The sequence below is a fragment of the Providencia stuartii genome, from assembly GCF_029277985.1.
Taxonomy (GTDB): Bacteria; Pseudomonadota; Gammaproteobacteria; order Enterobacterales; family Enterobacteriaceae; genus Providencia; species Providencia zhejiangensis.
In genome coordinates this window covers 3,645,936-3,660,275 of the sequence record NZ_CP119546.1, presented here as the reverse complement: position 1 = coordinate 3,660,275, position 14,340 = coordinate 3,645,936, and the positions used below count along the sequence as shown (strand labels likewise).

The following is a 14,340-nucleotide window of genomic DNA, read 5'->3' as shown; positions in this document are numbered from 1 at the left end:
TATTAGATACTTGTATGTGACAAGGTATTTTTTTTGCTGTTCTAGTTGACTTAACAATAAATTATCTGGAAATTCGATTTGTAAAATCATTTCTGCCATCCTTTAGGAATAATCACTTCCCCTGTAAAGTGTTTTCCCATGGTTCTCTAATTGCGACAACAGGGATGCCATTCCTACTCGCTACTCTATCAACAGCAAAACAACAATATGAAGAAAATATTCCCATCATTTTTATCTATAATTCTAACCATAATAGGTGCTCCATTCGAAGTATAACGAGATATGTCATTAACTTTACGACCAGCCCATGCACTTGCTTCAACATCTTCTGCTTTTAAAATTCCAGCGACTTGCATAGGTGTTGTTCCCCTCGGTGCTGAGGGAGTTTTATTGATCAAGTCTACTATATTTACAGGTTTACCCATTGTATCTAAAACCATTCCATAAGAATTATGCCCACATGTAGGTAGCACTCCTTGGTTAACAATAGCTCTATCACCATTTCGAGGAATTGCATCATCTAGCAAAGGATGTTTTGTACCAGATGGCGATGTTGCTGTAGGAGGAAGCTTTTCTATCTCATTTTTAGATTGAGCAACCTTCTGAAGTGTTTTTGCCATTGCTCCAGAAACTACGACGCTCCTACCTGCATTTCCAAGAATTTTACCTTGTCATGCACCTAATATTGGCTCTACCAAATTAGGATCATTAGCTAACGCATATTCATACAGCTCATCCCATTGAATTGCTGAAACTTTAATTGCATCAATAGTCTGATCATAATTCGAAATAGCTGTCGATAAACCTATAACAGTATCAATAGGATAAAGAATTGAGTTAACAATGCCTTCTAAAACGTCAACAGCACCATCTTTTAAACCTTCTTTTCTTACTAAACAAACCCAAAGCATAGCCTTTGTCGGTGATTCGATTTATTGCCCGTCGTGTAAAAGCAGAGACAATTATTGAAGGTGATAGCGTAATGAAAGTTAAGGTTATTCCTGTTACGTTAGAAGGGAACAAAATCGTTTTTGAATGTTCAGGTGGCTGTCTATTTTCCGCAGCAAAGTAGATTATAATACAGACAATAATTAATCAATATTCTCTATGTATTTAACTGTTCGATAATAATGATTAAAAAATAGTGAGTTTATACTTTTTATTTATATTAAAAGAGTGTGATTTTTCTTTTTAATTAAAACTTAAATACGTGGTGTGTTAAATGTATAAACATAATTGTCGTTGTTGGTTTATATATGACAATGATTATGAATGAATCGTTCTATTTTAAAATTAGAAATTCTATAGGGGTGAATTTATCATTCATTTATGAAGCTGAGTAAGTTTTAATTATTTTTGTTTTTAATTATTTTTCATTTGGTTAATGTCAATATTATGATGTATTCGTTTATTAATTATCTTAATTGGATGTTCTTTATTGGTCTTTTTTGTATCTAGTGAATACGAGTCATTAATTTAATTAATGTAATTGTTATCTAGCCTTATGTGGGTATATTCAAAATATATAATTTAGGGTTTATAGTGATTGTTGATTTTGGATTATCACTTAAGTTGAATATGTTAATAATTTATATTTTATTAATAATAATGTTGATAATCGTTATGCTTATTCTATTATATAAGTAGTTTAATATTGTAAGAATGGGCTTATTTATAACATTAATAAGAATAAGTGTTTATAGGTTTATATGACTAGCAGATGAGATAATGTTTATGGAAAATATATTGTCGGTTTTGGATGTTCCAAATACAGCCTTTATGTTGCTATGTACAAGTTTAGTTATGTTAATGACTCCAGGACTGGCTTTTTTTTATGGTGGCCTAGTTTCTCGTAAAAGTGTTATTACCATAATGTCCCAAAGTTTCTTCTCTATGGGATGGGTGGCTATTATTTGGTTTGTTGTCGGTTATTCATTATCTTTTGGCCCATCGATTAATGGCATCATTGGCGATCCGTTTTATTATGCGTTTTTAAATAACATTAGTCCTCAAACGATGTATACAGGAAATGATGGCGGGCTACCCATACTGGTGCATTTCAGCTATCAGATGATGTTTGCCATTATTACACCTGCATTAATTACAGGCGCTTTCGCAAATAGGGTTAACTTTCCTGCTTACCTGATCTTTTTGACCTTATGGACGTTATTTGTTTACTGTCCATTTGTTCACATGGTGTGGAGCCCAGAGGGGCTTTTTGCTAAGTGGGGTGTTGTTGACTTTGCGGGTGGGATTGTTGTTCATGCAACAGCAGGTTTTGCTGCTATAGCATCAGCGCTGTATGTTGGCAAACGAATGGTGCCATCAGACGGAACACATAATATTCCTTATATTGCATTAGGTGCTGCTTTACTGTGGTTCGGTTGGTATGGCTTTAACGCTGGTTCTGAGCTGCAAGTGAATACAGTAACGGTTTCTGCATTTTTAACTACTGATATTGCGGCGGCTTTCGCAGCAGTCACTTGGTTTATCATCGAGCGTCTGCATACTGGTAAGCCAAAACTAGTTGGTTTCTTAACGGGAGCCGTGGCCGGTTTAGCAACGATCACTCCGGCTTCAGGTTATGTGTCAATCAGCTCAGCGGCAATCATTGGTATTATTGCTAGCCTTGTTTGTTATTTCTTTGTTTTCTTAGTGAGACGCCATTTAGACGATGCACTTGATGTTTTTGGTGTGCATGGTGTAGGTGGGATCACGGGTTCTATTTTGGTCGGGGTATTTGCTTCAACCGTTTGGAACCCTAAAGGACCTGCTGGTTTACTTGAAGGAAATGGCATGCAAATTGTTAAGCAACTTGTTGCTGTTGTCTTTACGAGTTTATGGTCGTTCGTATTTACATTGTTAATTCTATGGGTCATCAATAAATTTACCCCAGTCAAAGTGAATCAACAGACTGTAGGTGATGATTTAGATATCACTGAATTTGATGAAGATGCTTATAGAGAAAAATCCAACTAGTGTTTAGTCACTAAGCCACTTAGGTGGCTTAGTTTCTATTAAACCTATTTTTAAAAAACAATATTATAAAAATGAACAAAATATGAAGAGGATAATATGAAAAAGAAATTAGCAATAGCGATCCAAGCCGCATGCTTAATGGGGCTATCTATGGGTGCTTTAGCCGATTCTATCCCACAAGATCAACATACTTTACGTCTGGCGATTGGTTCTGAGCCAACAGAAGGTTTTGACCCTATGTTAGGGTGGAGCCATGGCAGCTATATGCTTCTTCATAGCCCGCTGTTAAAACAGAATGCAGATTTATCATGGCATAGTTATATGCTTGATAAATATGAACATTCTGATGATGGTAAAATTTGGACGCTAAAATTAAAGAAAGATTTAAAATTTTCTGATGGTTCGCCATTAGCGGCAAAAGATGTGGTTTTCACTTATAACAATGCCGCTGCAAGTGGCGGTAAAGTGGATATGGGGAATTTTGCTAAGGCTGAAGCGATTGATCCGTTAACCGTTAAGATTACATTATCATCGCCTCAAAGTACCTTTATTAACGTATTAGGTTCATTAGGTATTGTTTCTGCTGATAAGTACGATGCTAAAAAATATGCACATAATCCGATTGGTGCGGGTCCATATCGTTTGGTGGAGTTTCAACCTGGACAGCAATTGATTGTTGAACAAAATCCATACTATGCGGGGCCAAAAAACGATTTTAATAAGATGGTTTTCGTATTCCTTGATGAGGACTCCGCTTTTGCGGCGGCACAGAGTCGTCAACTTGATATCGTGCGTATTCCTGCTGCTATCGCAGCTAATGCTAAAAATGTCAAAGATATGAAATTGGTTGAACGCCATAGTGTAGAGAATCGAGGGATCTCTTTCCCTATTCCTCCCGCAGGTGAAAAAGATGCGCAAGGTAATCCAATTGGTAACGATATCACCTCCGATGTAGCAGTGCGAAAAGCGATTAACTATGTGATCGACCGTAAATTATTGGCTGAAACAGTACTCGAAGGATTTGCTATCCCTGCTTATACAGGGGTTGAAGGGCTACCTTGGAATAACCCTAAATCATCGTTTAAAGATGGTGATGTAGAAAAAGCGAAAGCTATTTTAGAAGAGGCGGGCTGGAAATTAAATAAAGATGGTCTGAGAGAAAAAGACGGTAAAGTTGCCAAGCTGACCCTATGGTATGCCAGCGGTGATACGACTCGTCGTGATTTAGCTCAAGCGGTCAGAGCAAGTTTGAAACCTATCGGTATTGAGATGGATCTGAAATCAGGAAGTTGGGAAACCGTTGAACGCTACATGCATGCCAACCCAACATTATTTGGTTGGGGTAGCCTTGATCCAATGGAACTTGTGCATAACTATAGCAGTAAGGCTGCTGGTGTTGGCTTCTATAACCCTGGGTATTATAAAAATCCAGCCATCGATGAAGTTATTGAAGAGGCATTGCGTCAACCAGACCAAACCGCAGCGATTCCATTATGGCAGCAAGTGGACTGGAATGGTCAAACAGGAACGGGTATCCAAGGGGATGCGGCTTGGGCATGGTTGATGAATATTCAACATATCTATTTATTAGATAACTGTGTTGAATTAGGTAAAGGTGCACCTGAAATTCATGGTTCTTGGTCTGTATTGAATAACGTTGATGATTGGGCTTGGACCTGTAAATAATGCGCACAACAGTAGGGCTTTTACTGCGATTTATTTGTTTGTTATTGGTGACAGCGATAGGGGTTTTTATCCTCTTAAGCTATTCACCTATTGATCCGATAAAAGCTTATATTGGTAATGATTTAATGCATGTTCCCCCTGAGCAGTATCCACTGATTGCTGCTCGTTGGGGACTTGACCAGCCATTATGGATGCAGTTCTGGCGTTGGTTTTCGCAGCTATTACAAGGTGATATGGGCTATTCTATGCTCTATAACACGCCAGTATCACAAGTCATAGCTGATAGATTAGCGCCTTCATTAGCATTATTGATATCAGCGTGGTTATTTTCTGGGATTATAGGTTTTGTCTTAGGATTAGTGGCGGGGCGTTACCTGAATCGTTGGCCAGATAGGGTGATTTCAACATTATCCTACTTATTAGCTTCTATCCCTGTGTTTTGGATAGGATTGTTATTACTGTCATTATTTGCAGTTTCGTTGCATTGGGCACCAATTTGTTGTGCGTGGCCAATCGGCTTAGATGAACAAACAGCGACATGGTCACAAAAAATCCATCATTTGGTGCTACCAGTGATTGCTCTAGGGCTGCTGGGAGTGGGAAATATCGCCTTACACACTCGTTCTAAAGTGGCGGAAGTGATGAATAGTGAGTTTATCCACTATGCGAAAGCGCAGGGTGATAAAGGGTGGCCAATGGTGAGTTTTCATGTTTTAAAACATGCGATTACACCAGCGATGTGTTTACAGTTTGCTTCGGTGGGGGAATTACTCAGTGGTGCATTATTGGCTGAAAAGGTATTTGCGTACCCCGGTTTAGGGCAAGCGACTATTGATGCAGGGTTACGGGGAGATATTCCATTGCTGATGGGGATTGTTATGCTGTGTGCAGTAGTGATCTTTTTCAGCAATAGCCTTTCAGATTTGTTATTGAAAAAGATTAATCAGGGAGTGATTAGAGGATCATGACCTATAACCCAAACCGAGCTTTACTGAAGTTAGTTATTTCTTTAGTTTGTTTATGTGTGTTAGCGATTTATGCCATATGGCTTTCACAAACGGATATCGAAGTAAACCTGTTAGATCGTCGTCAAGCACCGTCATTAGTTCATTTATTCGGTACTGATAATTTGGGGCGCGATTTATGGGATAGGGTATTTCAAGGTTTAGCGACTAGTTTACAGATTGGTACGACGGCAGCGATATCGAGTGGTTTAATCGCAGTCGTGATGGCGGGTTTATCGTCATTTAGCAAAACAATGGATTACATCGTACGTGGTATCATCGATTCATTATTAGCACTGCCTCATTTGCTTTTGCTGATCTTAATCTGCTTTACCCTCGGGGGAGGGAAGGCGGGCGTTATTTGGGCGGTTGCATTAACTCACTGGCCAAAATTAACGCTTATCTTACGTTCTGAGTTATTGCGAGTGCAGCAAGCAGATTACATCATGTTATCGCGTCGCATTGGTAACAGTGCGCTATACCGTTGCCGATATGATTATCTGCCAATGATTTTACCGCAGTGGATGGTTGGAACATTATTGATGTTTCCACATGCTATTTTACACAGCGCTGCATTGAGTTTTCTGGGTTTTGGCTTGTCACCACATGAGCCATCGTTAGGGATCTTATTATCGGATGCGCTGCGTTATTTAAGTACAGGTGCTTGGTGGTTAGCGATGTTTCCGGGGCTTGCATTAGTAGGATTGGTATTGTTATTTGACCAGTTTGCTAAATCTGTCCAGAACTTATGGTTAAGGGGAGCATGATGTTAAGTTTTGATCATTTAACCGTAGATGTGGCACAGTTTCGTTGGCTAGGAAAGAAACGTTGGCAGCCATTGTTGAACGATATCTCATTGGATGTCCGCCCTGGAGAGATGGTTGCGCTAGTGGGCGGCAGTGGTGAAGGCAAAAGCCTATTATTACAAAGTGGCTTAGGCCTATTACCTGACAATATGCGCTGTCATGGCAATATCGTGTTAAATGGTAATAAGCTAACGGAAAAAACTAAGCAGCAGTATCGTGGTAACTCTTTATGTTATATACCACAAGGGGTGAGTGCTTTAAATCCTTTAATTCGGATCGGCCCTCAACTAGAAAGGGCTGCCGTGCTCAGTGGGCAACATATCAAAATGCATGATGTGGCTCAGCATTTGCAGCAATATAACTTGCAATCAAGTGTGGTGAATAATTATCCAAGTCAATTATCAGGTGGAATGGCAAAACGTGTTCTAGCCTGTAGTGCTACATTATCACGTGCTGAATATATCTTAGCCGATGAGATTTCTTCTTGGCTGGATGATGAACATGCCATCCAACTATTGGAACATATCAAGTCATTGTGTAGAGATGGGAAAGGTATTTTGTGGGTAACGCACGATCTTGCGATGGCTGTTCGTTTCGCTGATCGTATTGCACTTTTACGCAATGGGTCACTGGAAGAAGTATTAACGAGTGAAAAATTACAAAATGGCGGAGGGGGTAAATGGCTTCAATCGTTATGGAACTCTTTACCTGAGCATCAATTTATGAAGTTTAAACAATAACTATTTTGCGCTTAATTAAATAGGATGCCAAATTTTTTAATCTAAAATCATTAATAATATTAACAAACTTATTTTGACTAATCATTTAATGATTATCTTTTTAATAAAATAAGATGCTTTTAATATGAATGTTTTTTAAATACAGCGAACTTGTTATTTGTTTTTACAAGGAGTCATATCGCAACGGATTGTTTATATTTGTCATGCTTTAAGTTTCAGTGGGAGTGACTACGCTCAGCGAGCCGGACTATATCGTTTATCTATGTCCACGCCTATTTTCGATTGTCGCTAACCTACATCTCGTATTATTTTTAGTATGGCTATTTAACGCGTTTAATAAATATTTATCTGTATTGATAAATACAAACTTTTATCAATCGAGGAGGCGTTATGCAATTAACCCCAAGGGAAATTGAAAAATTGATGGTTTATACACTCGCAGACGTTGCACAAAAACGTCGTGATCGTGGTGTGAAATTAAATTATCCAGAAGCGGTTGCCATTATTACGGTTACGGCTTTAGAAGGTGCACGCGATGGTAAAACCGTTGAAGATGTGATGAAAGAAGCCGCATCTGTCTTAACTAAAAAAGATGTTATGGATGGTGTGTGGGATTTAATTCCAAACGTACAGGTTGAAGCTATTTTTACTGATGGTACACGTCTGGTGACTGTTCATAATCCGATAAAATAAGCTAATGACGAGGTGAACATATGAGCAACGCGAAAACAGATACAAAAGCACCTACACCTTTAGGTGGGGTTATTTTAGCGGATACCCCAATTGAATTTAATGTAGGCAAACCTGAAACTAAAATAAAAGTGCGAAATACAGGTGACCGCCCGATACAAATAGGTTCTCACTTTCATTTTTTTGAAGTTAACCACGCATTAGAATTTGATCGTTCTGCGGCTTATGGTAAGCGTTTAAATATTGCTTCTACGACTGCAATACGTTTTGAGCCAGGCGATGAAATTGAAGTATCACTTATCCCTTTCGGTGGAAAACAAACTGTTTATGGATTTAATAACCTCGTTGATGGTTGGGCAGGTAATAACGTCGCAACAACAGAACGTCCAGCAAAAGCGATTGCATTAAATGAAGCGATCGCTCGCGGTTACAAACATAAAGAACAGTAATTGTGTTGTTTATCGATAACGATAAATAACTATGTACCTTATTAACTTTAAAGGTAAATAAAATGCCACAAATTTCTAGACAAGAATATAGCGGCCTATTTGGCCCAACAGTCGGCGATAAAATTCGTTTAGGTGATACAGATCTGTATATTGAAATCGAGAAAGATTTGCGTGGATATGGCGAAGAGTCTGTCTATGGTGGAGGTAAATCTTTACGTGATGGTATGGGGGCAAATAATACCTTTACCAGTGATAACGGCGTTCTTGATCTCGTTATTACCAACGTCACGATTGTGGATGCACGTTTAGGTGTGATCAAAGCTGATGTAGGGATTAAAAACGGTAAAATTGTTGGGGTTGGTAAAAGTGGTAACCCAAATGTTCAAGACAATATTACCCCTGGAATGGTCGTGGGTGTCGCAACGGATGCTATCTCAGGTGAACACTTAATTTTAACTGCCGCAGGTATCGATACCCATATTCATTTAATTTCACCTCAGCAGGCTTATGCGGCGTTATCAAATGGTGTGACGACTTTCTTTGGTGGGGGCATTGGACCCACTGATGGCACTAACGGTACCACAGTAACTGCGGGTCCATGGAACATGCGTGCGATGTTGCGTGCCATTGAAGGCTTACCAATCAACGTCGGTATTTTGGGTAAAGGTAACTCATATACGCGCGAACCATTAATAGAGCAATTGGTTGCTGGTGCAGCAGGTTTAAAAGTACATGAAGACTGGGGCGCAACAGGTAACGCAATCCGTCACGCACTGCGTATCGCGGATGAGTTTGATGTGCAAATTTCTGTGCATACAGACAGCCTGAACGAAGGTGGTTATGTAGAAGATACGATCGAAGCTTTCGAAGGCCGTACTATCCACACCTATCACACTGAGGGGGCGGGTGGCGGTCACGCACCAGATATTATTAAAGTTGTTAGCCAGCCCAATGTGTTGCCAAGTTCAACTAACCCAACACTTCCTTTTGGTGTTAATAGCCAATCAGAATTGTTTGATATGATCATGGTTTGCCACAACTTAAACCCCAATATTCCATCAGACGTTTCTTTTGCTGAAAGCCGTGTTCGTCCTGAAACTATCGCAGCGGAAAACGTATTGCATGATATGGGAGCAATTTCGATGTTCTCGAGTGACTCACAAGCGATGGGGCGTGTTGGTGAGAACTGGTTAAGAATCATTCAAACTGCTAATGCCATGAAAGCTTCACGTGGCAAACTGCCTGAAGATGCACCGGGTAATGATAACTTCCGCGTTCTACGTTACGTTGCAAAAATCACCATTAACCCAGCGATTGCTCAGGGTGTGAGTCACATCTTAGGTTCAATCGAGGTTGGCAAAATGGCTGACTTGGTGTTGTGGGATCCAAAAATGTTTGGTGCTAAACCAAAACTGGTTATTAAAGGTGGCCTGATTAACTGGGCGGCAATGGGGGATCCAAATGCATCACTGCCGACACCACAGCCAGTATTCTATCGTCCAATGTTCGGTGCTATGGGTAAAACAGTTAATGACACATGTGTCACATTTGTTTCCCAAGCGGCATTAGATGATGGTGTTAAAGAAAAAGCAGGTTTAGAGCGCCAAGTTGTTGCGGTTAACAACTGCCGTGCGATTGGTAAGCGTGATTTAGTTCGTAATGGTGAAACTCCGAACATTGAAGTTGATCCTGAAACTTTTGCTGTAAAAGTAAATGGCGAACATGCTACTTGCCAACCGATTAGTGAAGCAGCGATGAACCAACGTTATTTCTTTGGTTAATACTGCGACACGTCCCGTAATTTGATTGTTTTACTTTCTGCCTGCTTTAAGCAGGCAGAATTAACGTAATAGGTAATGCGATGATCATCATTGAACAAATTCTTGGAAATGTAAAAAAGGATCCAGTTTGGCAAGAAAAAAGTCAAAAAGCGCAGCTAGATGTTTTGATACTTGACCAACGTGAAGCACAGAAGAGTCGTTGTCGTAAACATACAGAAAAAGGCCTAGATCTCGGTATAGCATTAGATCGTAATGTTTTGCTTTCTGATGGCGATGTAATTTTATTTGATGAAGCTGCCAATACGATGGTTATTGTGCAAATTTCTTTGCGTGACGTGATGATGGTTAATTTGCAGCGTCTGCAAACGCTCAGCGCTGAAGAGCAAATTCGTGTCAGTTTTGAACTGGGGCATGCGTTAGGAAACCAGCACTGGAAAGCAGTTTTAAAAGATAATCAAGTTTATGTGCCATTAACCGTAAGTGAAAAAGTCATGGAATCGGTCATGCGTACCCATGGTTTTTCTCCAGATACCTTTGCCTTTGTAAAAGGTGAGTCTATTTTACCAAAACTGACTCATTCAGAAGCACGTTTATTATTCGGTGGCGCAGAAGATACTGATACGCATGTGCATGTTGCAATTGGTCAAATCCATGAACATGCACATAGTCACTCACATGACCACGATCATGACCACGATCACGACCATCACCATCATGGGCATAGCCATACACATAAGCATTAATGGTCATTGCCGGTAAGGATTATGGTATGAAGGCATCTGATTTAATTAGGATAATGCAGTTTGGTGACTCAGCGCTACCTATCGGTGCATTTACCTTTTCGAATGGCGTAGAGGCGGCAATACAAAAAGGCGTTGTGCATGATAAAGAAACGCTAAAGTCATTTGTCCGTACATCACTCAATGTCGCGGCAAGCTCTGATGGTATTGCGGTAGTTGCTGCCCATAGAGCTGTTATCGCACAAGATAATGAGGCATTAATTAATATCGATTGGGCTGTACACAATCGTAAATTAAATGAAGAAGCGAGAATAATGACTACCCGTATGGGAAAGAAACTCGCTGAGATATCAGTACATATATTTGAAAACCAGCAGGTTGCTTGGTGGCTAGAACAAATAAAAAACGGCACAGCGCCAGGAACTCAGCCAGTGACACAAGCCATTGTAATGGCGGTTCAAGGGATAACAGAAAGAGATGTGGTGGTCATGCATCAATATGGTATTGCCATGACTATTTTGAGTGCGGCGATGCGCTTGATGCGTATTACGCATTATGAAACACAACATATTCTGTTTGAATTGAATGAAGATATCGACATTTTTTGTGACATTGCAGCATGTGGCGATATTCAACAAATGGCCTCGTATGTGCCAGTGATTGATGTGCTGGCAGCGGTACATACAAAATCGTTTGTTCGCTTGTTTATGAACTGATGATTAACTAAAAAATTTTTGAGGAATAATGATGAAAAAAATGACTCGGATTGGTATCGGTGGACCAGTAGGTTCAGGAAAAACAGCAATTATTGAAGTAATTACTCCGATCCTCATTGAGCGTGGTGTTAAACCGTTAATTATCACTAATGACATTGTGACCACTGAAGATGCGAAACAAGTTAAACGTACTTTAAAAGGAATTTTAGACGAAGAGAAAATTTTAGGTGTCGAGACCGGAGCATGTCCACATACTGCGGTTCGTGAAGATCCAAGTATGAACATTGCCGCAGTAGAAGATATGGAAGAGCGTTTTCCTGATAGCGATGTGATCATGATTGAAAGTGGTGGTGACAACCTAACATTGACCTTTAGTCCAGCATTGGCTGACTTTTATATCTATGTTATCGATGTGGCTGAAGGCGAAAAAATTCCCCGTAAAAATGGTCCTGGTTTAGTACAGGCTGATATTTTAGTGATTAACAAAATTGACTTAGCCCCCTACGTTGGCGCGAGCCTTGAAGTGATGGAGCACGACACGAAAGTGGTTCGTGGTAATCGCCCGTATGTGATGACTAACTGTAAAACTGGAGAAGGTGTTGTTGAACTGGTTGATATGATTATGGATAAATTCTTATTTACCCATCAATCATCAAGGGGCTAAATATGACTCAATTCAGGGCAGATATCGCAAATACACCATCACGTGTTCAAGCACATACACTCGGTAACAATGCACCTGAACTTGCCATCTATCAAGATGAGCCTAAACAAATGCAAAGCGGTGCGGTGGGTAAAAGTGGTTATCTCAAGCTAAGATTCGCACAAGGCGAATATCGCAGCGAGCTCGTAGAGATGGAACGTCGTGTTCCATCTTTGGTGCAAAAAGCACTCTATTGGGATGAAATGATGCCACAGTTACCTTGTGTCACCATGATTTCTACGTCAGGGTGCCTATTGCAGGGTGACCGCCAAGCGCTAGATATCATTGTTGAAACGGGGGCATGTGCTCATGTAACCACACAATCTGCAACGAAAGTGCATATGATGGAAGCAAATTATGCAACACAATTCCAAAATATTATCGTTGAAGAAGATGGTTATTTAGAGTATTTACCTGATCCCATTATACCTCATCGTAATTCACGTTTTATTACTGATACTCGGATTAATATTCATCCGAGTGCGACAATGATATATTCTGAAATATTGATGTCGGGGCGTAAATATCATCACCAAGATGAGCAATTTGGTTTTGATATTTTTTCTTCGCATATCAGAGCAGAGTCTTCATCAAATAAAGAGTTGTTTGTTGAGAAATATATTTTAGAGCCTAAAAAAGAACAATTAATGACTACTGCGGTGATGAATAAGTTTGATACGTTCGGTAATGTTATTTTGTTAACGCCAAAAATTCACCATAGTCGTATTTTAGAGCGCCTAGAAGCTATTTATGATACAGAGAACAATATTGCATTTGGGGCGACTCAATTACCGAATGATTGTGGTTTAATTTTTAAAGCATTGGGTGTTGATAGTCCAAAAGTGAAAGAGGCTGTGAGATATTTCTGGCAAATAGCACGTGAAGAAATATTGGGAATAACTTTACAAGAGCCTTTTTTATGGCGTTAAACCTACGAGCTTATTAAGTTACAAAGATAATTCGTCAAATAATGATAATTAGGATCGTTGATTAACGATCTTAATTATCCCTATGCCAAGGACTAGAAGGGACATTACGATGAACACTTCAACAATAAATAAGAATGCTTGGAATCAGCTTGCTGATAAAAATATAACAGTACAGTTTATTGATGTCACACTTCGTGGCTGTGCTCAAGTGATGTTTCAAAATAACCCATTAACTGGGCTGCTATTTTTTATCGCAATTTTTATCGGGGCATTTTTAGAAAGTATGCCCGCAGTGGCTTTTGGTTGTTTACTTGGTACGGTTGTATCAACGCTAACCGCTTATATTAGCAAGCTGGATACAGCCTCATTGCGCTCAGGGCTATATGGTTATAATGGTTGTTTAGTCGGGGTGGCTTTACCCACCTTTTTAGAAAATACCCCCTTTGTTTGGTTATCGATTGTTTTAGGTAGTATTGTTTCGGTGATCGCGACCATATCATTAATGGATTTCTTGAAAAACTGGAAAGTTGCGGCATTAACTGCGCCTTTTGTATTGGTTTCTTGGACTATCTTGTTAGCAAGTTATAGTTTTTTAGGCATAAAAGGTGTTGCTTTACCAGCACCAGCACTTCCTCAACAATTTATTGAACCAATTGGTAGTATTCCACATAGTGATATTGTTGCTGATATTTTCCGTGGCGTTTCTGAAGTCTTTTTACTGAGTAGTGTGATTGTCGGTATTATTTTTGTTATTGGACTTGCTGTGAGCTCAATATGGGCGGCGGTGTTTGCCATTGTTGGTTCGTTATTAGCATTTATTGTTGCAATATTATTGAAAGGCGATTTTGTTAGCATCCATACTGGATTATATTCATTTAGTGCCGTTTTAACGGCAATTGCTTTAGGTTCAACATTTAATAAGCCGAGTTATCGAGTATTAGCCTATGCCATCGTTGGCGTTATTTTTACTGTTTTTGTTCAAGGTGCATTAGACATTATTTTGGAGCCATTTGGCATACCGACATTAACGATGCCTTTTGTATTAGCGTCATGGCTATTTTTAGTACCGAACCAAGATATTATGCCTGAGCATAGGCAGTCATAATTAGAATATAAT

General features: G+C 39.5%; 16 protein-coding genes. 14 read left to right on the top strand and 2 right to left on the bottom strand.

The genetic code is table 11. From position 1 onward, the window contains the following. Positions 1–188 precede the first annotated feature (188 nt). Positions 189–620 carry a hypothetical protein gene (locus P2E05_RS21750; protein WP_163862961.1) on the bottom strand — a complete coding sequence of 144 codons (432 nt, stop codon included), beginning with the start codon at positions 618–620 and terminating at the stop codon, positions 189–191. Positions 621–671: 51 nt separating this feature from the next. Beyond that, complete coding sequence (locus P2E05_RS21745; RefSeq protein WP_196713609.1) at positions 672–911, bottom strand: hypothetical protein; 240 nt, start codon at positions 909–911, stop codon at positions 672–674. Between the two features lie 5 nt (positions 912–916). Between P2E05_RS21745 and P2E05_RS16495 the strand changes: the two genes are divergently transcribed. From P2E05_RS16495 to yut, 14 genes are all read left to right on the top strand, one after another. Further along, positions 917–1,072, top strand: a complete 156-nt coding sequence (locus P2E05_RS16495) for a hypothetical protein (RefSeq protein ID WP_163862957.1) — start codon at positions 917–919, stop codon at positions 1,070–1,072. 662 nt (positions 1,073–1,734) lie between these two features. Beyond that, entirely contained in the window at positions 1,735–2,979 is a 1,245-nt protein-coding gene (locus P2E05_RS16490; RefSeq protein ID WP_163862955.1) for an ammonium transporter, read from the top strand. Positions 2,980–3,117: 138 nt separating this feature from the next. Next, the gene (locus tag P2E05_RS16485) at positions 3,118–4,665 is read left to right on the top strand and encodes an ABC transporter substrate-binding protein (protein ID WP_231131823.1); all 1,548 of its coding nucleotides are present in this window, start codon (positions 3,118–3,120) and stop codon (positions 4,663–4,665) included. Beyond that, positions 4,665–5,633, top strand: coding sequence for an ABC transporter permease (locus P2E05_RS16480; RefSeq protein WP_163862951.1), 969 nt, complete (start codon positions 4,665–4,667; stop codon positions 5,631–5,633). The genes P2E05_RS16485 and P2E05_RS16480 overlap by 1 nt, the downstream gene beginning before the upstream one ends. Then, positions 5,630–6,436 carry an ABC transporter permease gene (locus P2E05_RS16475; RefSeq protein ID WP_163862949.1) on the top strand — a complete coding sequence of 269 codons (807 nt, stop codon included), beginning with the start codon at positions 5,630–5,632 and terminating at the stop codon, positions 6,434–6,436. The genes P2E05_RS16480 and P2E05_RS16475 overlap by 4 nt, the downstream gene beginning before the upstream one ends. Further along, positions 6,436–7,215 carry an ATP-binding cassette domain-containing protein gene (locus tag P2E05_RS16470; RefSeq protein ID WP_163862947.1) on the top strand — a complete coding sequence of 260 codons (780 nt, stop codon included), beginning with the start codon at positions 6,436–6,438 and terminating at the stop codon, positions 7,213–7,215. Before P2E05_RS16475 ends, P2E05_RS16470 begins: the two co-directional genes overlap by 1 nt. A 390-nt stretch (positions 7,216–7,605) precedes the next feature. Next, entirely contained in the window at positions 7,606–7,908 is a 303-nt protein-coding gene (locus P2E05_RS16465; RefSeq protein ID WP_163862945.1) for an urease subunit gamma, read from the top strand. 20 nt (positions 7,909–7,928) lie between these two features. Beyond that, entirely contained in the window at positions 7,929–8,354 is a 426-nt protein-coding gene (gene ureB, locus P2E05_RS16460; RefSeq protein WP_163862943.1) for an urease subunit beta, read from the top strand. A gap of 62 nt (positions 8,355–8,416) precedes the next feature. Continuing rightward, a complete protein-coding gene (locus P2E05_RS16455) occupies positions 8,417–10,135 on the top strand; it encodes an urease subunit alpha (protein ID WP_053110486.1) in 1,719 nt (572 codons plus the stop codon). Positions 10,136–10,215: 80 nt separating this feature from the next. Further along, on the top strand, positions 10,216–10,878 hold the full coding sequence (gene ureE, locus P2E05_RS16450) for an urease accessory protein UreE (protein ID WP_251464661.1): 663 nt from the start codon (positions 10,216–10,218) through the stop codon (positions 10,876–10,878). Positions 10,879–10,904: 26 nt separating this feature from the next. Next, positions 10,905–11,591, top strand: coding sequence for an urease accessory protein UreF (locus tag P2E05_RS16445; protein ID WP_196713607.1), 687 nt, complete (start codon positions 10,905–10,907; stop codon positions 11,589–11,591). 31 nt (positions 11,592–11,622) lie between these two features. Then, the gene (gene ureG, locus P2E05_RS16440; protein ID WP_053110480.1) at positions 11,623–12,255 is read left to right on the top strand and encodes an urease accessory protein UreG; all 633 of its coding nucleotides are present in this window, start codon (positions 11,623–11,625) and stop codon (positions 12,253–12,255) included. Positions 12,256–12,257: 2 nt separating this feature from the next. Further along, positions 12,258–13,223, top strand: coding sequence for an urease accessory protein UreD (locus tag P2E05_RS16435; protein WP_163862935.1), 966 nt, complete (start codon positions 12,258–12,260; stop codon positions 13,221–13,223). A 109-nt stretch (positions 13,224–13,332) separates the two neighbouring features. Continuing rightward, positions 13,333–14,328 (top strand): urea transporter, encoded by a 996-nt coding sequence (gene yut, locus P2E05_RS16430; RefSeq protein ID WP_163862933.1) that lies wholly within the window; start codon positions 13,333–13,335, stop codon positions 14,326–14,328. Positions 14,329–14,340 lie beyond the last annotated feature (12 nt).

Bases quoted from the DNA above. Each gene is read 5' to 3' on its own strand.
- P2E05_RS21750 (WP_163862961.1), bottom strand. From the start codon at position 620: ATGGCAAAAACACTTCAGAAGGTTGCTCAATCTAAAAATGAGATAGAA.
- P2E05_RS21745 (WP_196713609.1), bottom strand. From the start codon at position 911: ATGCTTTGGGTTTGTTTAGTAAGAAAAGAAGGTTTAAAAGATGGTGCT.
- P2E05_RS16490 (WP_163862955.1), top strand. From the start codon at position 1,735: ATGGAAAATATATTGTCGGTTTTGGATGTTCCAAATACAGCCTTTATG.
- P2E05_RS16485 (WP_231131823.1), top strand. From the start codon at position 3,118: ATGGGGCTATCTATGGGTGCTTTAGCCGATTCTATCCCACAAGATCAA.
- P2E05_RS16480 (WP_163862951.1), top strand. From the start codon at position 4,665: ATGCGCACAACAGTAGGGCTTTTACTGCGATTTATTTGTTTGTTATTG.
- P2E05_RS16475 (WP_163862949.1), top strand. From the start codon at position 5,630: ATGACCTATAACCCAAACCGAGCTTTACTGAAGTTAGTTATTTCTTTA.
- P2E05_RS16470 (WP_163862947.1), top strand. From the start codon at position 6,436: ATGTTAAGTTTTGATCATTTAACCGTAGATGTGGCACAGTTTCGTTGG.
- P2E05_RS16465 (WP_163862945.1), top strand. From the start codon at position 7,606: ATGCAATTAACCCCAAGGGAAATTGAAAAATTGATGGTTTATACACTC.
- ureB (WP_163862943.1), top strand. From the start codon at position 7,929: ATGAGCAACGCGAAAACAGATACAAAAGCACCTACACCTTTAGGTGGG.
- P2E05_RS16455 (WP_053110486.1), top strand. From the start codon at position 8,417: ATGCCACAAATTTCTAGACAAGAATATAGCGGCCTATTTGGCCCAACA.
- ureE (WP_251464661.1), top strand. From the start codon at position 10,216: ATGATCATCATTGAACAAATTCTTGGAAATGTAAAAAAGGATCCAGTT.
- P2E05_RS16445 (WP_196713607.1), top strand. From the start codon at position 10,905: ATGAAGGCATCTGATTTAATTAGGATAATGCAGTTTGGTGACTCAGCG.
- ureG (WP_053110480.1), top strand. From the start codon at position 11,623: ATGAAAAAAATGACTCGGATTGGTATCGGTGGACCAGTAGGTTCAGGA.
- P2E05_RS16435 (WP_163862935.1), top strand. From the start codon at position 12,258: ATGACTCAATTCAGGGCAGATATCGCAAATACACCATCACGTGTTCAA.
- yut (WP_163862933.1), top strand. From the start codon at position 13,333: ATGAACACTTCAACAATAAATAAGAATGCTTGGAATCAGCTTGCTGAT.